We start from the raw sequence: 20173 nt of genomic DNA on the forward strand, positions 1-20173 counted from the left end.
TCAATTTTTTCTCGGCCGTGTGGATAATCCGGTATCACCTGCCAGAAGTCGATTCATGGTGGGCGTTCCCTGCTCTCCAGAACTGCAGAAAATTGTTGCCGTCACGGCAATAGTCACGGCAACGCGGTGGCGGGATTAAGCGAGATCCAAAACGCCTCGCATTTCCGCCCCGCTTCGCCCGGTCATTGAAACGCTGGGCGCGCCAGCGACGCACCGCCTCCGCTCGATAATCACGCCCTCGAGTTAGCCAGCACATCTGCGCATCGGTCGAACTGGGGCAGCACGCGCGCGGTGCCGGAAAGCGCGTTTGGCTCCAGGCCGATCGCGGGGCGGTGGAACGACTATCAGATTGGCAAACAGATTGATGTCGAAGCAAACATTGATCGAGAGTATGCCCGTCTGCTACTCTGCCGCATGCCTGCACATCTGCTGGAGAACGATCACTATTTTTCTCCCCACCAGGCAGCACGGCGCATCACGCAGATCTAAGAGCGCCATCCGCTGAACGATTACCTAACACAAAATCAGTTCGATATCCTTTATTCGTTGCGGGTTCCGTCTGATTTGACAATGGCCGAACTAGCTCACGCCATGTCACCCAATCTGACTAGCTTGCGCGGACGCTCACCCCACTTCTCCGTGACGGGCGCATTGTCAACGCACGTTAGTCCCTTCAAGCGAGAACTCGCAGCTTGAGGTTGACGCGTTTCGGCATCAACCAACTCAGTGAAATGCCGCTCAGCATGAGTTCGAAAACAGGTTTGGAGCGTTGTAAACTACTTCGCTGCGCCGGAATCTATATCGGGTTATAAATGATGTCCCAAAAGGTTAGCGACAATTCGAACACGTTGGACCTGACAACGCTTGATCGAACCAGCATTTCGGCACAAGGACCTGCAACAGACAATAACCTTGCATACCTGCTCTACCGGGTCCACACCCGCCTGACGAACATGTTGACAAAAGGAACGCAATCGGAACTCGGCGTGACCGGAATGCAAGCACGCATCCTGCACCTCCTCGCAAGCGGTCGGTGTGATAGCTCCTCGGGCCTCGCGCAAGAATGCGGCATCGATCAGAGTGCCGTGACAAGACTTATCGACCGCCTGAAAGCGCACGGACTCGTTCACCGGGTTCGAAGCGCAACGGACCGCCGCATCGTTCAAATTGAGTTGACCGAACACGGACGAGCACTGGCCGCTCGCGTACCACCAATCGCTCGCGCGGTCATCGAGCGTGTACAAGCTGGATTGACGCCAGCAGAGGTTGGGTTTCTGGTCAGCTTGCTGCGTCACGTCAACCGCAACTGCGATTAATCCGAATCCCTCATGCCTTAGTGCAAACGTGGCCCAGTGCCGTCCACTTTCGAGTGCGGACGCCACAGCCGAAAAGCTTGGCCTTAACCGCTGTTCGGGTGGCCGGCATCGTGTGTCAGTTTGTCGAAGAATACGCTCGCATGATCAATGAAAGCGCGCACCTTCGAGGACAACACAGCGCGGGAACCGTATGCAAGCCTGATTTCGACCCAGCCATCCTTGATTTCAAAGTCGTCGAGCAAGCGAACCAGCCGCCCTTCTTCCACCGCGCTCTCGATCAGTGAAACGGGCAACGCGCCGATACCATAACCTAGCGACACGAGTTCCTGGTTAAAAAGCGGGCTATTCGATACGACGTCCAGCTTGATGGGAATTGCCACGTCCCCTCGTTCTGTACGAAAAGTCAAAGTTGGCTTACGCAGGGCCGGCGGCATGGCGACAAAGGTATGGCCGGAGAGATCTTCCGGCTTTTCCGGCCGCCGGTGGTGGGCAAGGTATTCTTTCGTTGTGACAAGAACCAAAGGTATACGCTCTAAAACCCTCGTCGCGGCCCGATCCGTACTCAACATAAAGGGCAATACAATGCCCAGGTCGAAGCCGTCGCCAACAAGATCGACTGGGCGCTCGGTGAGCGTCACGTCAAGGCTGACTCCCGGATACTGACGTTTAAAATCCGCCATCAGCGGACCAAGCCGATTAATGGTCGCGGTCGTGTGTGCGACCACACGCAATAAGCCGGTCGGAACGGGAGCCTCTCCACAAATTTGAGCCTCGAGCGTGGCAAGGTCGTCGAGAATGCGACAGCAGCGATCATAAACCCGCTCTGCAGATTCCATCAGTGAAAATTGCCGCGTCGTGCGGTTAAACAACCGCGTTCCGAGCCGCCGCTCCAACGTCGAGATTCCACGGGAAACGGCAGGCGGCGTAAGACCTAGCATGTCGCCAGCGCGCCGGAAGCTTTTAGCCTCAAACACTGCGCGAAAGATGCGCAAGCTTTCGATATAGTCCATAGTAATTCCTACCGTTTGCATCTTTGATGATTGATCACTCGCTGAAGCAGCTGCGTAATCTGATCATCTGCTTGATCGCCGGCACGACCTGCAGCTCGAACAATCGGCTCCGGCTGTCCAACCTTACGATCTCGACGTGTCGACTCGAATGTTCCTGAACGATGATTCCCTGCCCGAGATGCGAGTCGCCGGACCGTCACTGTGCCGGCGCCCACGCCCGAGGCCGCGTCATTCAGTCAAGGTGATGCGCTCGATAAGTAATTCAAACTTCTGGTCCAGTGCCAACGCCGCGGCTTTCAACTGCGGATTGTCGCCAATCACGATAAGAGATGAAGGTCGAACGTACGTGACAACGGTGCCTTCGCCGCTTGCTGATTCCGTCACGAGAACTTCAACTGGTGCAAATAGCCCCGCGGTGAGGTCATGACGCAGCATGGTGATTGCGATGAGTGGGTTCCCGAGAATCCAGCGCACGGTGCGACGATTGATTCCAAATTTCGTGATCCAGCCTCCGTGATCGATCTCGCTAAAGAGCATGAAACCGCTTTCACCCACGAAACGGCGTTCGACCTCGCTCACATAGGCAGCCTCAGAGATATCCTCCGACGCGAGCTCGACTAGTTCCGGTATCGATGATCTTCCGCACAGTCTGGTCAGACGATTGACGACATCGTCGAACGCCGAAGGAGTCCTGACCTCCACTCGCACGCCGCTGAATTTTGTTTCGGTAACTGTAACGTTGCTGTTCATCAAACTCTCCTGTTCTTTCGTCCTGACGGACGGTAAAGCCCAAAGCTGGCAAGGGCTTCTCGCGATCACCCCGCCGCACCAGATACGAGTATATCCACTCAATTGCGCCGCCGTAGCACCTGCAGGAGACAAGAAACTATTGAGCAAACGGACTTAATTCAGCAATCCGGCTCGTAGGAGCCATTGAACCGCTCCGCGGTCTTTCGGAGACGCCAACGATCGAAAGAATGGCGCCGTGGAAAGCGCAAACAAGAAATCGGGCTGTGGTGCAAATAGCGATCAGCGAATGCTTGGAGTGTCGGGCTGAGCGATCGCTGGAATCGTCTCGCAACACCTGCGGGACGGTCCTGGCGGGTTGACGAGACGTACTTGAAGCTCGGAGGCAAATGGGTTTATCTATATCGGTCGGCGCATCGGGCCGGCCAGACGATAGACTTCATGCTCACGGGAAAGCGCGATGTGGCTGCGGCAAAGGGCCTTTTTCAGCAAGGGGCTCAGCAATCAGTCGCTCTGCACCGTAGAGCTGTGACTCGTAGGGTTCGGACGATAGGCGGTTTGAATTCAACTTCCCCCTCGAAGAGTCACTTTTTTCCTAGATTGTGATTATGCTCCTGAACTTCGGGAATGACTGGTACTCGAGCGTGCAGATATTGTTCTGGATTTTTGAATAGTTTTTTCGCACTTGCCATGGTAAACAAACAGGCAATCGAATACAGACAGCGTTCACGGATGGCGGCACCCAGCAGTTTTCCTTAACTCCCACCTCACAACGTGGGCAAAGCGGCCAAGATATCGGCGCCACCCGACCCCGTAAATCCGCACCTGAATGCCGAGCTCAGTGTTCTCGCGGACTGAATGGCAAAGGTGTCCGTGTCGTCAAATGGCCGGGAGCGCGCCCCGTGACATCGAAGCGCGCTCCCCGATTCCGACCTGCTGCAACGGATCCTAAGGAGTCCGAGCGCTTATGGAGCTACGACCCAGTCGCGGCCAGCAATCGGACCACCGGCTTGCTGCATGCGACCGCCCGAAACCAGACCGCCAAGATCTACCGACGCATAGCCAAACTCTTCGACGAGTCCGATGACCGCCGTCTTCGCGTCCCTGTCGTCCCCGGAGACGAAGATGACGCGCTTTCCGTCATGAAACTTCGGGCCCTTGTCGTAATACTCCATGCGGATGGCGTTGAACGCCTTGACCACACGAGCCCCCGGCGCGTGTGCTGCAACGATCTCGCTAGCGCCCGTGCCTCCTAAATCCGCCAAGATGAGCTCAGGCTCGACTTGCGAGAACGGATTGGTGGTATCCACCAGAATGCGGCCGCCCCAATCAGGCAGGCCTTCCAGAGCCGACGGGACTTGAAGCCATGGAACAGCGAGCATGACCAACTCGAGCTGGGCCACCTCCTGGACTGCATCTGCCGAAGCCTTCGGACCGAGTTCGGCCACGATATCGCGCAAACCCTGCGGCCCACGACGTGCGCTCAGGACAACCTCGTGTCCCGCTTGAATGGCGCTCCTGGCGAGGGACTGCGCTACAGCACCGGCTCCAATAAAACCAATCTTCATCTCGACACCTCTGCGGCAATTTAAATTGACGAAGCCATGCTCGCCCAGGAGCAAGGCACTTGAGAGAACAGCCTGGTCAGTTGAATGAGCACTGCTGGAGCGGCGTGCGTGGGAACTCGAACGCCTTGGCCAACTCCGCATTGCCCGACATCACGGGTTCGAATTGCCGTTTGGACAACGATACCCCCTTGCTGCCCAGCGCTTGAGAAGCGATGGAACGGACATCCGTCCTGGCTCTCCCGAGAAGCGGCAAGTTATCGCCGCTCCACCTCGAACGTGGAAGCCTGCCGCGTCGCCGCAAAGGCGAACTGCCGACACCATAGCGCGCCAACCAGACACCCGTTCGCAAGCGCACCGCAAAGCTCATCCTTCCAACCAGTGTTTCTGCTCAATACTGGAGCGATCACTCCTTTATGGCATAATAGGCTCGCCTCTACCGCATGTCAACGATTTATGGAGCTATGGCTACAATAAATGATACGCAACCCCGGCGCGGTCGCGGCAGGCCCTCGACCTTTGATCGCACGGAAGCTCTGAACCGGGCCATGAAGCTCTTCTGGGAGCAGGGGTACGAAGGAACCTCCTTCGACCAGTTGATCCGGACCATGGGGATCAGCCCTTCGAGCTTCTATAACTCGTTCGGCAGCAAGGAGCAGCTCTACAAGGAAGCAACTGACGCATACCTGAACATGTCGGAAGCCTGGTTCGCTGGCAGACTGTTCGGCACGGCCGACACGCGAGAAGCATTCAAGGAGCTTCTCGACGCCACCGCCCTGGAATACTCGCGGCAGAGCCACCCGTCGGGCTGCATGATCTCTCTGGCTGGCACGCATCTGCCCCCGGACCTCAATTCTGTTCGTGAGATGATGGTCAAGCACCGCGCGGACGCTGAAGATATGATCGCGCAGCGGTTGCGCAATGGCGTCAAAGACGGCGATCTACCGTCTGACACCGATGTGCCCGCCCTCGCTGCCTTCTACAGCGCGGTGACCCGAGGAATGGCCGTCCAGGCACGAGACGGAGCTGGCCCGCAAAAGCTGAAAGCGATCGCAGACGTCGCCATGCAAGCATGGCCAGTTCAAAGCCGTAAGGCAAGATCTGCAAGGCCTCGGAGAGTTCGCGTCACCTGACAGCCCACTTCGCGTGGAGTAGTCCAACATCGAAATGAGCCTCCGCGTTTAGAAGGTACGATGATTGCGCTTTCTCCGCCATTAAGTCACCTGTAACGAGCATTCGCAAACGCATCAGCGGAAATTATGAATGAGCCCGAGTGGACCGATTTTCGATTCTTCCTTGAAGTCGCGCGGACCGGAAAAGTCTCATCAGCAGGAGAAAGGCTAGGAGTTGAGCATTCAACCGTGTCGCGTCGGATCAACCGGCTGGAGCAGTCTCTTGGTTCAGTGTTGTTTGATCGGCGACGCAACGGTTTTTATCTCACCGACGCCGGGAAGGCGTTGGTCCCTCACGCGGAACGCATGGAGAATGCCTTGCTGGGTGCGCTCGAGGAACATATGAGCCAGTCCACCGTGGTGTACGGAACCGTCAGGGTTGGAACGCCGGAGGCTTTTGGCATTCATGTCCTGGCCCCCCGCATCGTTGAACTCAACGCTCAACAACCTGACCTCCATGTGGAACTCATGGCCCAGCCACAGTTTCCCAGTTTAGTTACGCGAGAGGTCGAGATCCTTGTAACCTTGGAGCCGCCACAGATAGGGCGCTATATAGTTGCCCGACTCGCAGAAGTCGATTACTTTTTCTATAGTTCCCGGACCTACCTTGACTCGAACGCTCCGATTCACGAACTATCGGACATAGGAAATCACGATTTGGTTGACTACGTTCACGATGGTTCTCTGAGCGAGCGCTATCGTATTCTCGATGAACTGGTTTCAGAGCCGAGAAGAAGGTTCACCTCTACGAGCGTGCTCGCGCAACGAGAAGCGGTTGCAGCGGGTTTGGGGATTGCACTTCTGACTCCATACGTCGCGGCAGGTCGGCCGGATCTGGTCAATTTGTTTCCCGACCAGCCGCAAATCACGCGAACTCTCTGGCTGGCCGCGCCGGAAGATCTTTTCAGAACGCGACGTATCCGAGTGGTTTGGGATTTCATCCGGGACGTTGTCACAAAGTATCCCCAATTACTGCGCGGATAGGCCCTACGGCGACAGTCTATGGGACCAACTCGACGAAGCAAGACGCGAAGCGATGATCGACCGGCTCAGCCTGCGTCACCGCCAGCTACTGGCAACACCGTGCCCGCGGTATAGCTTGGCCGAAAGCGCTTGTCTGACGCACTCACACCGGGCTCAAACCCAACAGCTCACGCGCTTGCGCAGCAGTCGCGACAGGACGCCCGTACTCGGCACAAAGCGCGGCAACGCGTGCAACCAGTTGCGCGTTGCTGGCCGCGAGGGTGTCCTTGTCCCAGCGGACGTTGTCTTCAAGACCGGTGCGGCAGTGTCCGCCCATCTGCAGGGTCCAGTGGTTGACTTCGAGCTGGTGGCGGCCGATACCGGCGGCGGTCCAGGTCGCGTCGGGCAGGAGTTCGCTGAGCTGTTTCACTTCGAACTCGAGAATTTCGCGGCGCGCAGGCAGCGCATTCTTGACGCCCATCACGAACTGAACATGCACCGGCGCCTTGAGCAGACCTTGCTCGACGAGATCGACCGTGCTGTACAGCATGGCCAGATCGAAGATTTCGATTTCCGGCTTCACGTCGTAGTCGAGCATGGAAGCCGCGAGCGAGCGCACGAAGTCAGGGGGATTCTCGTACACCGTGGTGGGGAAATTCACCGATCCCGTGGCGAGCGACGCCATGTCCGGGCGTAGGTCGAGCATCGCGCCGCGCTGCTCGAAGGAGCGCCCGCGGCCGCCTGTCGAAAACTGCACGATCATTCCCGGGCAATGCTGGCGGATACCGTCCTGGAGTTCGGCGAAGCGAGTGCGATCAGAACTCGAATTTTCCTGCTCGTCGCGGACATGCAGATGAACGAGCGTTGCGCCTGCCTCGTAGGCTTCGTGTGTGCTCTCGATCTGCTCGGAGATCGAGATCGGCACGGCAGGATTGTCCTTCTTGCGCGGCACGGAGCCAGTGATCGCTACGGTGATGATGCAGGGTGAGCTCATGTTGGTTCTCCGTCGACGGACGATTGGATCGGTTGTGCACGAGGGGCCGCCTCGTACAGCGTTCATTCACGTAAAGCCATGACCTTTCGGGCCCTGCCTTCTTGGACCCGGGAGGCGTCTGTGCGAGGGTGGTTCGAGGAATTCATGGCTCAGCCTGTGTCACCACCGGCTACTGGCAGCACCGTGCCGGTGATATAGCTTGCCTCGTCTGAAGCGAGGAACAGGATCGGCGCGACCTGTTCGTCAATGCTGCCGTAACGCTTGAAAAAGGTTGATTCAGTGACCTGCTTCACTGCATCGCCCATCCAGGCTTTTTCCTGCTCGCTGTCGCCGGCAGTATTGCGAGGGATCCGTCGCGGAGGCGCGTCGGTCCCGCCCGGCGCGGCGGCGACCACACGGATGTTGTGCTCAGCATACTCCATCGCAAGTGACTGCGTTATCGCGTTGACACCGCCCTTGGCCGCCGAATACGGCACGCGGCGGATACCGCGCGTGGCATTCGAGGAGACGTTGACGATGGTGCCACCGCCGCGCTTGAGCAGGTACGGCAGCACAGCATGGCAGGCATACAGCGTGGGCATGAGTGAGCGGCGAATTTCCGCGTCAATCTGCTCAGGTTCGAACTCGGCGAACGGGCGCATGCGAATCGCGCCACCGACGCCATTGATGAGTATGTCGATGCCGCCGAACTTGCGCGCGGCAAAGGCCATTGCCGACGCAGCGCCTTCGTACGTCTCAAGGTCGGCGACAAACCCGGCTGTGTCCGCGCCACTCGCTTCGGCGGCAACTTCGGAGACGAACTCGGCGCGATCGACGAACAGCACCTTGCCGCCTTCGGCGGCTGCGCGAAGCGCTACCGCGCGACCAATGCCCTGCGCGGCACCGGTGACCACCATGACCTTGCCGGCAAATCGTTGCGCGCTCATGCGGCCCTCGGTGCTGCGTTAGGAGTGAACTTCTCGTAGTGAAAGCTGTTGGGCTTCACGCCGTTGTCGTCGAAATGCTTGCGCACCGCATCGACCATCGGCGGCGGACCGCACAGGTACACGTCCACGTTGCCATCATTTACAGCCTCGGCCGGCATGTGCTGCGTCACCCAACCCTTGCGGGGATGCGTGGAATCCGTTTCGGCCACGACGGTGCTGTAGGTGAAGTTCGGCAACTTCGCCACGTACGCGTCGATTGCATCGACCTGCACGAGGTCGAGGTCTCGCGTTACGCCATAAATCAGGTGAACCTTCTGCTGCGAATTCGCGCGAGCCAGCACTTCGAGCATCGACAGAAACGGTGCCAGGCCGGTGCCGCCTGCGAGGAACAGCAACGGCCGCTCGACGGCCCGCAGATAGAAGCTGCCGAGCGGCCCGGTCAGCTCCACTTGGTTGCCTGCCTGTGCGGATTCGAGCCAGGTGCTCATCACACCACCGGGAATTTTCTTAATCAGGAAGCTGATTTTCGATTCACCCGGCGCCGATGAAAAGGAGTACGAGCGATGTTGACCGCTGCCTGGAACATCAATGTTGACATACTGGCCCGGCAGGAATACCGGCGCGGCCGCATCAACATCCAGTTCGAGCACGATGGCCGCATCGTTGTGTGCTTCTACCTTTATTACTGTTGCAGCGAACTTGCTTTGCTCAGTCTTGCATGCAGTGGAAGATGCCGGCACCGCAATGACACAGTCACTTTCTGGCACCATCTGGCAGGTCAGGACGAGGCCGCTCTCCTTCTCATCCTCGGTCAGCGCGTCTTCGATGTAATCGTCGCCAAGGTCGTAGCTTCCGCTCTCGGCGCGGCACTTGCAGGTACCGCACACGCCGTCGGAGCAATCCATCGGCAGGTTAATCTTGGCGCGAAAGGCGGCATCAAGCACCTTCTCGCCCGCCTTGCATGTAACGAAGCGGGTCACGCCGTCTTCGAAATTCAGTGCAATGTTGTAGCTGGACATCTTGCCTCCTGTACTTCTGATTTCCGCTGACGCTCGACGTCAGACGTGGTAAACGTCGAGCACCTGGCGGATGTAGTCGTCCTTCAACACAATGCGCTTGTAGGAAATCAATAGTTCATCATTGACTTTGCGCAGAGTGACAAACATCGTGCCGAAAAACTGGTCAGTGGTTTTGTAGCGGTGGCTGAGCGTGTTGAAGTTGTAGCGCACGTCCACCTCGCTCTCACGCTCGGCCAGCACTTCCACGTTCGTAACGTTATGACTGGTGCGTGGTTCAGGCATCGAAGCACTACTGCGCTCTGTCTTGATGCGGAACACCCGGTCTTCAAGGCCGCCACGGTCCGGGTAGTACATTAGCGAAATCTGGCTTTCGTGGTCGTCGGTGAGCCGGTCGTCGTCATCCCACGCGGGCATCCAGTACGTGACGTCCTCGGCATAGCACGCAAGCCAGTCGTCCCACTGCCGGTCATCGAGCAGGCGCGCTTCGCGGTACAGCGCAGCACAGATTTTCTGGTAATCGAAGCTCATGCCAGTGCCTCCCCTTGTTCTTTCTTCAGTGCATCGCGCATTACGTCGACCCAGTACTCGTGCTGACACACAAACAAGCCCTCGTCTTCGCTGCGCTCGCCTGAAATGAGTGGCTTCAGACCCATATTTTTTGCATTCGCGTCGGCCCCTTCGACCCACAGCGGCGCACCGCGCGACAGGTCGTTCCACAATGCAGTGGTGCCGGCATAGCCCGCCTGGCAGGCACGGAATTCTTCAAGGTCATCCGCAGTGCCCATGCCCGTGACGTTGAAGAAATCCTCGTATTGGCGGATGCGGGTAGCCCGGTCGGCTGCGCTTTCACCCTTGGGAGCGAAGCAGAAGATGCTGACTTCGGTCTTGCCTACGCTGATAGGCCGCACCACGCGAATCTGCGTGCTGAACTGGTCCATCAGGAACACGTTGGGATACAGGCAAAGGTTCCGGGTCTGGTTGACGATGAAATCCGCCTTCGCTTCGCCCACACGTTCCTTAATTTCGTCGCGGTACTGATAGACCGGCCGCACTTCCGGGTTCATCGTCTTGGTCCACAGCAGGATGTGGCCATGGTCGAACCCGTACACTCCGGCGACCGACTTGCTCCAGCTGTTCGCATCCACGGCCTTGGTGCCCTCGACCTTGCGCCGGTCCATCGTCGCGGCGTAGTTCCAGTGCACGGTGCTGACGTGGTAGCCGTCGCAGCCGTTCTCCATCTGCATCTTCCAGTTACCGTCGTAGACGTACGATGAATTGCCGCGCAACACTTCCAGCCCGTCCGGGGCCTGGTCAACGATCTGGTCGATGATGACCCTGGTCTCGCCGAGGTAGTCCTCCAGCGGGATCGCGTCCGCGTTGAGGCTGCCGAACAGGAAGCCGCGATAGCTCTGGAAGCGCGCGACTTTTTTCAGGTCATGCGAGCCGTTGGTATTGAATTGCACCGGGTATTCGGTGGTCTTCACATCTTTCACTTTCAGCAGCTTGCCGGTGTTGGCGAAGCTCCAGCCGTGGAAAGGACACGTGAAGGTGCCTTTGTTGCCATGCTTTTTACGGCACAGCATCGCGCCCTTATGCGCGCAGGCATTGATGACCGCGTGCAGTTCGCCGCTTTTGTCGCGAGTTACCACTACAGGCTGGCGGCCAATCCAGGTCGTGTAGTAGTCGTTGTTGTTGGGAATCTGGCTTTCATGCGCCAGATATACCCAGTTGCTCTCGAAAATGTGCTTCATCTCGAGCTCGAACAAGTCAGTGTTCGTGAAGATGTCGCGGCGGCAACGGAATACACCGTTTTGCTTGTCGTCCTGAACGGCCGTATGCAGCAGTTCATCCAGCTGCGAGGCTTTGTCGATAATTGCAGACATGTGTGCTCTCCTTACGCGTGCTTCAGGTGATGGAGCACACGCATCGGTGTCGAAAGATTCTTGCGAAGAATTGAGCGGCAGCAGTAGTACGACTAGCAGCCGCGTTCAGCGGTTAGGCGGTAACAGACGCACGCAGACGATGGACGACCTGGTTATCCTTGCCCTGAACCAGCGGAGTCAACTCGATGTTGAACTCGATTTCCTTATACGTATCGGCTTTCATGCCCAGCGCGGCGCCGCCCGTCTTTTCAACCACATGGGGAATCAAATCCTCGCGGGTGGCGTAGGCAAAGTCGTCCCAAATCAACGGGTCGCCCTCAATGTTGATTTGCGTCGTCAGCTTGCGGTACTTGTCGGTGGTGACGAAGAAGTGCACATGCGCGGGGCGGTTGCCATGGCGGGCGAGCATGTCCAACAGTTGTTGGGTCGCGCCATGCGGCGGGCAGCCATAACCGACCGGCATGAGCGTGCGGAACTCGTATTTGCCGTCGGGACCGGTGCTGACCGCGCCGCGCAGGTTGAACTCGCTCTGCGCGCCGGTCGGGTCGAAGTGCGAATAGAAGCCTTTCGAGTTGGCATGCCAGCATTCGACCACCGCCCCTGCGACGGGCTTGCCGTCTGGACCGGTTACCGTGCCGCGGATGACCAGCGGGCCGGCATCCTCGTCCGGATTGAGATCAATCTTCGACATGCCATCGCGCACGGGCGCACCGGCGACATACAGCGGACCTTCGATGGTACGCGGCGTGCCGCCGGTGATTTCAGCCGCCTTGTCCTCGGCATCCATGCGAATGTCGAGATACTTCTCCAGGCCCAGACCAGCGGCAAGCAACGCCGCTTCACCGTCCAGGCCAAGCTTGTTGAAAAAGTGAACGCCCGCCCAGATTTCGTCAGGCGTCATGTCAAGGTCGTCGATGGCCCTGAACAAATCGCTCAGCAGGCGATGGACAATCTGTTTGGCGCGAGCACTGCCGTCCTGGCCACCAACGTTAGCAGCGGCCTTCAGCAGGTCCTGCACTTCCATCGTATCGAACACTTTGACGTTCATGTCTGCTCCTGAATCTCTACTTTCTGATCGGGTAAACCCTTGGTTTTGCACCCGCTTGAATATGCCTGAGAGGTATAATGGGTGCTAAAACAGAGTGTGAATGCAGAATAATGGACACCGGAAGACCTCGTCCAACACTGATTTAGTATCGATCTATATCCATGGGGTATTGAAATGGAACTGCGGCATCTTCGCTATTTCGTCGCCGTAGCCGAGGAACGCAATTTCACGCGCGCGGCACAGCGGCTGAACATGGCCCAACCGCCTTTGAGCCGTCAGATACAGCAACTTGAAGAGATTCTTGAGGTGCAGCTATTCCAGCGCGACTCGCGCCCGTTGAAGCTAACAGAGACGGGTAAGTTTTTCTATGCTCATGCCGTCCAATTGCTGGCTCAGACGTCCGAACTCGAATCAATGACGCGGCGCGTGGGCAACATCGAGCGCAGCCTCTCTGTCGGTTTCGTGGGTTCGACGTTGTACGGAATGCTGCCAAAAATCATCCGTCGCTTCCGCGACGAGAACGCCACGGTCGAACTCAGCCTCCACGAGATGTCGACGATGGACCAGATTAGAGCGCTGAAGGACGGTGTGATTGATGTCGGGTTCGGCCGTATTCGTCATGAGGATGCGAACATCCGCCGGGTGATCCTTCGCGAAGAGAAGATGATTGTTGCCTACCCGGAGGGCCATCCCCTCGCACTCGCCAAGCCTGTCCTCGCTCTTGGCGACCTGGTCAACGAGACCCTGATTATTTTCCCTAAGGCGCCGCGGCCCAGTTATGCAGACCAGGTGCTGTCGGCATTCGAAGACCGTGGTCTCAAGCCGCGCCGGATATATGAAGTTCGAGAGTTGCAGATTGCGCTAGGTCTCGTAGCAGCGGGGGAAGGAATTTCTGTCGTACCGAGCAGCGTGTACGGCCTGAAGCGAGATGATGTGAGCTACAAAGAGCTGGACGACCCCACGCTGGTTTCCCCAATCATCATGAGCACGCGCATGCTCGACGAGTCGCGGGACATTCGGGAAATGCTCGAACTCATCTATCGGCTGTACGAGGAGGAACGGATACCCCATACGCCCGCTGCCGACCGGGGGCGGTAATTTCCGGCATACCTCGTGGGTATGACACTAGACGTCAATGGTGTTGGACAGCCGATTGTTGGGCGCGCAATACTTCAGCAACCCCTCAACTCCAACATTCCAGGTATGAACGCCCAAATCACCTCCGTCGAAGCGATTCTGGTTGACCTCCCAACTATTCGCGCGCATCAGCTAGCGATGGCGACGATGCAGCAGCAAACCCTGGTCATCGTCCGTCTGCGCTCAAGCGATGGCATCGAGGGTATTGGCGAAGCCACTACGATTGGCGGTCTGTCGTACGGCGACGAGAGTCCCGAAGGCATCAAGCTGACCATCGACACTTACCTTGCACCCGCACTTGCCGGGCAAGACGCGACCAACATCAACGACGCAATGCTCAAGCTGAACAAGGTCGCGCGTGGAAACCGGTTTGCAAAATGCGCAATCGAGACAGCGTTGCTGGACGCGCAAGGCAAGCGCCTGGGTGTCCCGGTCTCGACCCTTCTTGGCGGTGCTGTCCGCAAGACGCTTCCGGTCCTTTGGACACTCGCGAGCGGTGATACACAACGAGACATCGATGAGGCAGAAACGCTGCTGGCCGAACGTCGTCACAATACATTCAAGCTGAAGATTGGCCGCCGTAGCGTTCGTGATGACGTAGCGCACGTATCGAAGATCAAAGCCGCGCTCGGCGACCGCGCCAAAGTCACGGTCGACGTGAATCAGGCCTGGAACGAAGTTGACGCAGCGCTCGGAATCGAGGCGCTCGAAGCTGCTGGCATCGACCTCATCGAGCAACCCACTCCGCGAGAGCAGCGCGGAGCACTCGCCAGACTTGCATCGCGTTTCATCGTACCCATCATGGCCGACGAAGCGGTGACTGGCCCGGAGGATGCGCTTGAACTTGTGCGCGGCGCCTGTGCGGACGTGTTTGCACTGAAGATTGCGAAGTCCGGTGGAATCTACGGAATGATGCGTACAGCCGCCATCGCGGATGCAGCCGGTGTCTCCCTCTATGGCGGCACGATGCTTGAGGGTAGTATTGGGTCGATTGCATCGGCGCACGGATTTAGTGCCCTTCCGCAACTTGCCTGGGGTACGGAGTTGTTCGGACCTCTCCTGTTGAAAGACGACATCGTCACTGCGCGCCCCCAATATCGGGACTTCGACCTTCATATGCCAGAAGGACCTGGCCTGGGCCTCCATATCGATGAGGAAAAGCTCGCCTTCTACCGTCGCGACAAAAACATCTGAGCACACACGCTCAACGCAGAACCAGTCACTTCGACTCTCTCCTGCCACGGAACCGGCAGGAGCATCACATTTTTTGGAAGAGAACCATGCTTTATCTCGTAAGAATGGACGTACACCTGCCACACGACATGCCGGCTGCTCAAGCCGATGAAATCAAGGCTCGCGAGAAGGAATACGCTCAGGAGCTTCAACGGCAAGGTAAGTGGCAGCAACTGCATCGGGTGGTCGGTGAGTACGCGAACTACAGCATCTTCGACGTCGACTCGCACGACGAACTGCACACCATTCTCTCGGGTCTGCCGTTGTTTCCGTATATGACGATGAAGGTGACCGCGCTTGCACGTCATCCGTCGTCCATCCGCTGACGCTGCAACGGATGCCTTGAATCCCGACACCGACGGTACGTTAGCCTCTGCCGCTCCGAAAGGGAACTGGTCCGTGTCGGCAGTTACCGCTGGGGCCCGACACCCACCGTGACCCGGAGCGTCATTACATCGCTGGAATCGCAAACGGACTCTCCGGACAAATGCTCGCTCGGGCCGAGCCCGGCCCAAAACAGTCGGACGAGATCCTGTTGCGCTCGCGAGGGGCACTAAAATAGCGCTTTTGTCTGGAGTCTGTCGAATGAACCTCGTAGAGCAACTACCGTCCGGCCTGACTGGGCTTGAACAGCTTCGCAAGCTTATAGAAATGGGAGGTCGCCCGCCCATTGGCGAAACCCTCGAGTTCAGTCTTGTCGAGGTTGGGGAAGGATTCGCCGCTTTCGAGGGCGTGCCGTCATTGCGCGCCTACAACCCCATCGGCACCGTACACGGAGGATACGCAGCTACCCTTCTCGATTCCGCATGTGGCTGCGCAGCGCACTCCCGACTTTCGGCAAAGCAGGGCTATACGACTTTGGAACTTAAAGTGGCGTACCACAAAGCCATTACACACGAAACCGGTAAGCTTCGCGCGGAAGGCCGCGTTTTGAGCATTGGCCGTCGCGCAGCGTTCGTCGAGGCGACATTGAAGGATGACGCCGGGAAGCTTTACGCCTCCGCGACTTCGACTCTCCTTGTCATCGCCAAATGAGCCGATACCCGTGTCCTCGCCAGCACGACGTGCAATTCGTCTCCTGCAGGACGATGACCGAATTCGCCCGGTAAGAAGCCTGGGTGATGAGTTTCATGATCCTGGCGACATGACGGCCTTCTCAGTGCCATTCACGAGCGATGCATCGAAGTAGCCATTACGAGAAGGCTGGCTGCCAATACTCGCCAGTAAAATCTTCAATCAGATTTAAAAATACAGAAGATCAATTTTCTCGTGCCGCCTTTATAGGAATGGCAATCAGAACCCGACGAATATTAGTTAATATATTTTTCGCCATGATTCATCGAGATCATCATGCAGGGCGACATGCTATTTTCAGTTCTGGAGTCTGATTGTTCATTTTCCTGGTCACCCGAAAATAGCAACCGCGCACATCCATTGTGCAATTTTGCACGAAATTGCGGGTAGCTGTATGGAGTCGAGCTGAGAATTCGGGAATGTCACAAGGTGGCTTCGTTCGATGCGACCAGGACAGAAGCGCGTGCAGGACTTCGGTTCGCCCGGGTCGGTCGCAGGAACCCCATCGAGCCCGCTGGCTGGTGCCTCTCTGTGCATAAAAGCACAGCCGCTGTGCGTGCTTTCTATTTCGCTGCGCAGTAAAACATGGATAATGAAATTTCGAATAATAAATATCTATAAATCTAGCAGTCTGGGCACGCAGTAAGCAATAAGCTTGGGGAATTTTAATCGAAAATATCTAAATACAACTGGAGGAGCGTCACACCATGAGTCACTCTCTTCGCCGAGATTTGCCGACAAATGCACTTCTTGTTGGCGTTATTTCTGCATTGATCGCATCAAGCGCTTTTGCTGAATCGTCCGTAACGCTGTACGGCATTATTGACGAGGGTATCGATTACACGAACAATAGTGGCGGGCACTCAATCTGGCATATGCAGGACGGCACTTACGATGGCGTCTATGGTAGCCGATGGGGGCTTAGTGGCTCTGAAGATCTGGGTGGCGGCCTAAGTGCCGTTTTTAAGATCGAATCCGGCTTCAGCACTGAAAATGGCAAAATGCTTCAAGGGGGTCGTCTCTTTGGCCGGCAATCGTACGTCGGCATTTCAGACAACCGGTTCGGCACCGTCACGTTGGGTCGTCAATACGATTCCATTGTGGACTACCTTCAGCCAATGACCGGACTAGGCAATTTCGGCGGTGCAAACGTGCACGGCGGTGACATTGATAATACCGTTAATTCGTTTCGAGTGGACAACGCCGTCAAGTATACGAGTCCGAATCTCAACGGTCTGAAATTTGGAGGGCTTTATTCGTTTACTAATACGAATGCGCCAGGCCGTGGGACAACAGGCCTGTGGAGTGTCGGTGCAACGTACTCGGTCGGGGGACTCAATGTCGCTGGGGCATATCTGTACGCGAAGGATCCAGCGATTTTGTTGTCGGATGGCGACTACGTACCAAATACGACCGGCGCAGCAATCGGAGCAGGCGGACCTTTCAGCTATGTCGGACACCCAGGCAATGAGCAGGTGTTCGGCGCAGGTGTCAACTACACCGTAGGATCGGCGACGATCGGTGTCGACTATACGAATACAAAATTTGATGATGCAAACGGCACTACCAGCACTGTCAAATTCGAGAATTATGAAGCCTGGGCAAAGTACAACATTAACGCGGCGTGGTATGCCGGTATTGCGTACAACTACACGCACGGCCATATCGGCTATAACCAGGCGGTGCCCGTCTACCACCAGGTCGGCGTGACGACGGGATATTCCCTGTCGAAGCGCACGTCAATCTATGCGATAGCTATCTGGCAAAGGGCTGGAGGAGCGGCGACAAACGCAGCCATCTTTAACGGCCTTACGGGTGATGCGTCGAGCAACAACCATCAGATCGCTACCCGTATTGGCATCTATCACCTATTCTGATGGACACCAGCCGATCAAGCGGCCGACAGCCAGATTAGTTAGGATTTGGCCGTAAGAGTTAGGTGGCTAGCCGTCCCCAAAGGGCGGAAGCCACCTTTTTAACATGATTGAGCGACAGGATAGGATGCAACTCTACATCCGGCCATTCTTGCAGCTCGTCGACGGACTGATGGCCGCCGGTTTTGCCGTACATCATCTGGTCAATAGCACAGCGATCAAGCCGTACGAAGGCCTGCTAGCCAGGCAGTTAAACCTGCGCATCAATGGTGAACGCGTGCAGCTTCATCCCAGGCCTGTAGGCCGAGGTCATCAGCTCGATCAGGGACAAATGAGTGCGCCTCCCATTGAAAATGGGTTCTTGCTGCGGCGCACTTCAAACTACGGTGTGAAACCAGAAAACTAAAGGATGGCGAACGACAGGGTCGGTTCAGTACGCCTCTGCAACGCTTCCCGCGAAATGCCGGGGGCTAGTTCCTTGACTACGAGTCCGTGGTCAGTCACATCGATTACCGCGAGATCCGTAATGATCCGGTTTACTACATTTGCCCCTGTCAGCGGAAGGGAGCAGCGACGGAGAATCTTCGGATCGCCTGCGCGCGTATTGTGTTCCATCAGAACGACTACGCGCCGCGCGCCCCCGACAAGGTCCATCGCGCCGCCCATGCCCTTGACCAATTTGCCGGGGATCATCCAGTTCGCAAGGTCTCCGCCCTCACTTACCTGCATGGCCCCAAGTATCGACTGGTCCATATGGCCACCCCTGATCATCGCGAACGACATTGAGGACGAGCAGATTGAAGCACCGGGAACCGTTGTAATCGTTTGTTTCGCAGCGTCGATCAGATCGGGGTCAATCTCATCCTCGTAGGGCGGAGGTCCGATTCCAATAAGGCCATTCTCCGATTGAAGCCACACCTGCATTCCCTCGGGGACATGGTCAACCACCTTTGTCGGAAGTCCGATTCCGAGATTTACGTAATCTCCGTCGTGAAGCTCTGCGGCAGCGCGCGCAGCCATCTCTTCATGGGTCCAAGCCATTGTTAGCCTCTCAATTGCTACGTGTGCGGAAGCTTCGTCGTTCAACGGGCTTTTGCGGGTCGCTGTTGACGACAATCCGGTCAACGAATATGCCCGGCAGATGAACATCGTCAGGATCGATCTGCCCGATTTCGACAATTTTCTCAACTTCAGCGACGGTGATTTTTCCAGCCATCGCAACGTCGGGATTGAAATTTCGGGCGGTTCGCGAGAACACCAGGTTTCCGGAGCGATCTGCCATGTGCGCCTTTACCAAAGAAACGTCAGCGTGCAATGCGGTTTCCATGATGTAGCGTTTCCCATCAAAGTCACGCGCTTCTTTACCCTCGGCGATTACTGTTCCCACGCCAGTACGGGTGAAGAACGCAGGAATTCCCGCACCAGCCGCTCTCAATCGCTCGGCAAGACTGCCCTGCGGAGTGAACTCCAGTTCGAGCTCTCCAGCCAGATACTGCCGCTCGAACTCCTTATTCTCCCCGACATAAGAAGAAATCATCCGCCTGATCTGGCGAGTTTTTAGAAGAATGCCCAAACCAAAATCATCGATCCCGGCATTATTACTTATGCAAGTTAGTCCAGTCTTACCGCTATCGCGTAGTGCCAAAATTAACTTTTCAGGAATGCCGCATACCCCGAATCCCCCAATAGCAACCGTCTGGCCGTCCATAACGATGTCAGCTAGCGCCTCATCCGCAGAGCTATATAATTTTCCCATGCCAAGTCCTTTGGTTTAAAAAAATGGAACTCCGCGGCAATAAAAGCGGGATTTCCACTCACCGGATCAAAGATGTGGTTCAGTAGTGTGTAAGCTGACCCCAATCGTATAAAGCACTTTCATCCGACCTTTTTTCAAAATTCTGTACTTGGGGAGCATTCGATGCAACGGCAATCGACGCATGTTTGGTGTGCGAATCTGCACAGTAATTGTTAGACGCTCCGTTAGCAGGACCTCGTTGCTATTCACCCGCCACTACCGCCATGACTTCGGGAGGGGGTGGCGCGCATCCGGCTTCGCTCGATACGTCCTAACAAGGGGAAAATGCAAGAATCCCGTCTCACCCGTTCGCGCATGAGTAATCCTATCGGGCGCACCGGCAGGTACCTTTGCGTGCTTAAATGCACAGTGGCCGTGCGCGCTTTCTATTTCGCTGCCTGGTAAAAAATGGATAAT

General features: G+C 56.8%; 20 protein-coding genes and 1 pseudogene. 10 read left to right on the top strand and 11 right to left on the bottom strand.

Annotation, left to right across the window (positions count from 1 at the left end):
- The first annotated feature begins 953 nt into the window (after window positions 1-953).
- Entirely contained in the window at window positions 954-1316 is a 363-nt protein-coding gene (locus P3T22_RS23860) for a MarR family winged helix-turn-helix transcriptional regulator (RefSeq protein ID WP_429326398.1), read from the top strand.
- Window positions 1317-1399: 83 nt separating this feature from the next.
- Here the strand turns inward: P3T22_RS23860 and P3T22_RS23865 are convergent, their stop codons facing one another.
- Together P3T22_RS23865 and P3T22_RS23870 are read right to left on the bottom strand one after the other, a co-directional pair.
- On the bottom strand, window positions 1400-2326 hold the full coding sequence (locus P3T22_RS23865) for a LysR family transcriptional regulator (RefSeq protein ID WP_429326311.1): 927 nt from the start codon (window positions 2324-2326) through the stop codon (window positions 1400-1402).
- Between the two features lie 228 nt (window positions 2327-2554).
- Window positions 2555-3076 (bottom strand): DUF302 domain-containing protein, encoded by a 522-nt coding sequence (locus tag P3T22_RS23870; RefSeq protein ID WP_429326312.1) that lies wholly within the window; start codon window positions 3074-3076, stop codon window positions 2555-2557.
- Window positions 3077-3415: 339 nt separating this feature from the next.
- Between P3T22_RS23870 and P3T22_RS23875 the strand changes: the two are divergent.
- Window positions 3416-3565, top strand: a pseudogene (locus P3T22_RS23875) (DDE-type integrase/transposase/recombinase); the annotation flags it as partial.
- A 473-nt stretch (window positions 3566-4038) separates the two neighbouring features.
- Here P3T22_RS23875 and P3T22_RS23880 read toward each other — a convergent pair.
- Entirely contained in the window at window positions 4039-4641 is a 603-nt protein-coding gene (locus P3T22_RS23880; RefSeq protein WP_063499052.1) for an NADPH-dependent F420 reductase, read from the bottom strand.
- Window positions 4642-5186: 545 nt separating this feature from the next.
- Here P3T22_RS23880 and P3T22_RS23885 point away from each other — a divergent pair.
- Together P3T22_RS23885 and P3T22_RS23890 are read left to right on the top strand one after the other, a co-directional pair.
- Window positions 5187-5771 (top strand): TetR/AcrR family transcriptional regulator, encoded by a 585-nt coding sequence (locus P3T22_RS23885; RefSeq protein WP_429326313.1) that lies wholly within the window; start codon window positions 5187-5189, stop codon window positions 5769-5771.
- A 126-nt stretch (window positions 5772-5897) separates the two neighbouring features.
- Window positions 5898-6794: a LysR family transcriptional regulator gene (locus tag P3T22_RS23890; protein ID WP_429326314.1), complete on the top strand. Its 897-nt coding sequence runs from the start codon at window positions 5898-5900 to the stop codon at window positions 6792-6794.
- Between the two features lie 142 nt (window positions 6795-6936).
- Here P3T22_RS23890 and P3T22_RS23895 read toward each other — a convergent pair whose 3' ends face one another.
- The 6 genes from P3T22_RS23895 to catA form a co-directional block, all read right to left on the bottom strand.
- A complete protein-coding gene (locus P3T22_RS23895; protein ID WP_429326315.1) occupies window positions 6937-7767 on the bottom strand; it encodes a 3-keto-5-aminohexanoate cleavage protein in 831 nt (276 codons plus the stop codon).
- Between the two features lie 149 nt (window positions 7768-7916).
- Window positions 7917-8693 carry a benzoate diol dehydrogenase BenD gene (gene benD, locus P3T22_RS23900; RefSeq protein ID WP_063499049.1) on the bottom strand — a complete coding sequence of 259 codons (777 nt, stop codon included), beginning with the start codon at window positions 8691-8693 and terminating at the stop codon, window positions 7917-7919.
- Window positions 8690-9712 (bottom strand): benzoate 1,2-dioxygenase electron transfer component BenC, encoded by a 1023-nt coding sequence (benC, locus tag P3T22_RS23905; RefSeq protein WP_063499048.1) that lies wholly within the window; start codon window positions 9710-9712, stop codon window positions 8690-8692. Before benC ends, benD begins: the two co-directional genes overlap by 4 nt.
- A gap of 39 nt (window positions 9713-9751) precedes the next feature.
- Complete coding sequence (benB, locus tag P3T22_RS23910; protein WP_429326316.1) at window positions 9752-10240, bottom strand: benzoate 1,2-dioxygenase small subunit; 489 nt, start codon at window positions 10238-10240, stop codon at window positions 9752-9754.
- On the bottom strand, window positions 10237-11595 hold the full coding sequence (locus P3T22_RS23915) for a Rieske 2Fe-2S domain-containing protein (RefSeq protein ID WP_063499046.1): 1359 nt from the start codon (window positions 11593-11595) through the stop codon (window positions 10237-10239). Before P3T22_RS23915 ends, benB begins: the two co-directional genes overlap by 4 nt.
- A gap of 112 nt (window positions 11596-11707) precedes the next feature.
- Complete coding sequence (gene catA, locus P3T22_RS23920; RefSeq protein ID WP_429326317.1) at window positions 11708-12643, bottom strand: catechol 1,2-dioxygenase; 936 nt, start codon at window positions 12641-12643, stop codon at window positions 11708-11710.
- A 174-nt stretch (window positions 12644-12817) separates the two neighbouring features.
- On the opposite strand from catA, the gene P3T22_RS23925 reads away from it, so the two are divergent.
- From P3T22_RS23925 to P3T22_RS23950, 6 genes are all read left to right on the top strand, one after another.
- Window positions 12818-13741 carry a LysR family transcriptional regulator gene (locus tag P3T22_RS23925; protein ID WP_429326318.1) on the top strand — a complete coding sequence of 308 codons (924 nt, stop codon included), beginning with the start codon at window positions 12818-12820 and terminating at the stop codon, window positions 13739-13741.
- A gap of 105 nt (window positions 13742-13846) precedes the next feature.
- Window positions 13847-14974, top strand: coding sequence for a muconate/chloromuconate family cycloisomerase (locus P3T22_RS23930; RefSeq protein WP_063499043.1), 1128 nt, complete (start codon window positions 13847-13849; stop codon window positions 14972-14974).
- An 86-nt stretch (window positions 14975-15060) separates the two neighbouring features.
- Window positions 15061-15339: a muconolactone Delta-isomerase gene (catC, locus tag P3T22_RS23935; RefSeq protein ID WP_429326319.1), complete on the top strand. Its 279-nt coding sequence runs from the start codon at window positions 15061-15063 to the stop codon at window positions 15337-15339.
- Window positions 15340-15598: 259 nt separating this feature from the next.
- Complete coding sequence (locus tag P3T22_RS23940; protein ID WP_429326320.1) at window positions 15599-16048, top strand: PaaI family thioesterase; 450 nt, start codon at window positions 15599-15601, stop codon at window positions 16046-16048.
- Window positions 16049-16794: 746 nt separating this feature from the next.
- Window positions 16795-17964 (top strand): porin, encoded by a 1170-nt coding sequence (locus P3T22_RS23945; protein WP_429326321.1) that lies wholly within the window; start codon window positions 16795-16797, stop codon window positions 17962-17964.
- Window positions 17965-18088: 124 nt separating this feature from the next.
- A complete protein-coding gene (locus tag P3T22_RS23950; RefSeq protein WP_429326322.1) occupies window positions 18089-18367 on the top strand; it encodes a hypothetical protein in 279 nt (92 codons plus the stop codon).
- Here P3T22_RS23950 and P3T22_RS23955 read toward each other — a convergent pair.
- Together P3T22_RS23955 and P3T22_RS23960 are read right to left on the bottom strand one after the other, a co-directional pair.
- On the bottom strand, window positions 18364-19002 hold the full coding sequence (locus tag P3T22_RS23955) for a 3-oxoacid CoA-transferase subunit B (RefSeq protein WP_429326323.1): 639 nt from the start codon (window positions 19000-19002) through the stop codon (window positions 18364-18366). The two genes, P3T22_RS23950 and P3T22_RS23955, sit on opposite strands and share 4 nt — an antisense overlap.
- 10 nt (window positions 19003-19012) lie before the next feature.
- A complete protein-coding gene (locus P3T22_RS23960) occupies window positions 19013-19717 on the bottom strand; it encodes a CoA transferase subunit A (protein ID WP_429326324.1) in 705 nt (234 codons plus the stop codon).
- Between the last annotated feature and the right edge of the window lie 456 nt (window positions 19718-20173).

This window comes from Paraburkholderia sp. GAS348, assembly GCF_050434205.1.
GTDB lineage: Bacteria > Pseudomonadota > Gammaproteobacteria > Burkholderiales > Burkholderiaceae > Paraburkholderia.

What these genes read in the sequence shown, in the direction of transcription:
- P3T22_RS23895 (WP_429326315.1), bottom strand. Translation starts at nt 7,767, where the DNA reads ATGAGCTCACCCTGCATCATCACCGTAGCGATCACTGGCTCCGTGCCG.
- benC (WP_063499048.1), bottom strand. Translation starts at nt 9,712, where the DNA reads ATGTCCAGCTACAACATTGCACTGAATTTCGAAGACGGCGTGACCCGC.
- catC (WP_429326319.1), top strand. Translation starts at nt 15,061, where the DNA reads ATGCTTTATCTCGTAAGAATGGACGTACACCTGCCACACGACATGCCG.
- P3T22_RS23865 (WP_429326311.1), bottom strand. Translation starts at nt 2,326, where the DNA reads ATGGACTATATCGAAAGCTTGCGCATCTTTCGCGCAGTGTTTGAGGCT.
- P3T22_RS23940 (WP_429326320.1), top strand. Translation starts at nt 15,599, where the DNA reads ATGAACCTCGTAGAGCAACTACCGTCCGGCCTGACTGGGCTTGAACAG.
- P3T22_RS23890 (WP_429326314.1), top strand. Translation starts at nt 5,898, where the DNA reads ATGAATGAGCCCGAGTGGACCGATTTTCGATTCTTCCTTGAAGTCGCG.
- benB (WP_429326316.1), bottom strand. Translation starts at nt 10,240, where the DNA reads ATGAGCTTCGATTACCAGAAAATCTGTGCTGCGCTGTACCGCGAAGCG.
- P3T22_RS23955 (WP_429326323.1), bottom strand. Translation starts at nt 19,002, where the DNA reads ATGGCTTGGACCCATGAAGAGATGGCTGCGCGCGCTGCCGCAGAGCTT.
- P3T22_RS23945 (WP_429326321.1), top strand. Translation starts at nt 16,795, where the DNA reads ATGAGTCACTCTCTTCGCCGAGATTTGCCGACAAATGCACTTCTTGTT.
- benD (WP_063499049.1), bottom strand. Translation starts at nt 8,693, where the DNA reads ATGAGCGCGCAACGATTTGCCGGCAAGGTCATGGTGGTCACCGGTGCC.
- catA (WP_429326317.1), bottom strand. Translation starts at nt 12,643, where the DNA reads ATGAACGTCAAAGTGTTCGATACGATGGAAGTGCAGGACCTGCTGAAG.
- P3T22_RS23880 (WP_063499052.1), bottom strand. Translation starts at nt 4,641, where the DNA reads ATGAAGATTGGTTTTATTGGAGCCGGTGCTGTAGCGCAGTCCCTCGCC.
- P3T22_RS23915 (WP_063499046.1), bottom strand. Translation starts at nt 11,595, where the DNA reads ATGTCTGCAATTATCGACAAAGCCTCGCAGCTGGATGAACTGCTGCAT.
- P3T22_RS23925 (WP_429326318.1), top strand. Translation starts at nt 12,818, where the DNA reads ATGGAACTGCGGCATCTTCGCTATTTCGTCGCCGTAGCCGAGGAACGC.
- P3T22_RS23960 (WP_429326324.1), bottom strand. Translation starts at nt 19,717, where the DNA reads ATGGGAAAATTATATAGCTCTGCGGATGAGGCGCTAGCTGACATCGTT.
- P3T22_RS23860 (WP_429326398.1), top strand. Translation starts at nt 954, where the DNA reads ATGTTGACAAAAGGAACGCAATCGGAACTCGGCGTGACCGGAATGCAA.
- P3T22_RS23870 (WP_429326312.1), bottom strand. Translation starts at nt 3,076, where the DNA reads ATGAACAGCAACGTTACAGTTACCGAAACAAAATTCAGCGGCGTGCGA.
- P3T22_RS23885 (WP_429326313.1), top strand. Translation starts at nt 5,187, where the DNA reads ATGAAGCTCTTCTGGGAGCAGGGGTACGAAGGAACCTCCTTCGACCAG.
- P3T22_RS23930 (WP_063499043.1), top strand. Translation starts at nt 13,847, where the DNA reads ATGAACGCCCAAATCACCTCCGTCGAAGCGATTCTGGTTGACCTCCCA.
- P3T22_RS23950 (WP_429326322.1), top strand. Translation starts at nt 18,089, where the DNA reads ATGCAACTCTACATCCGGCCATTCTTGCAGCTCGTCGACGGACTGATG.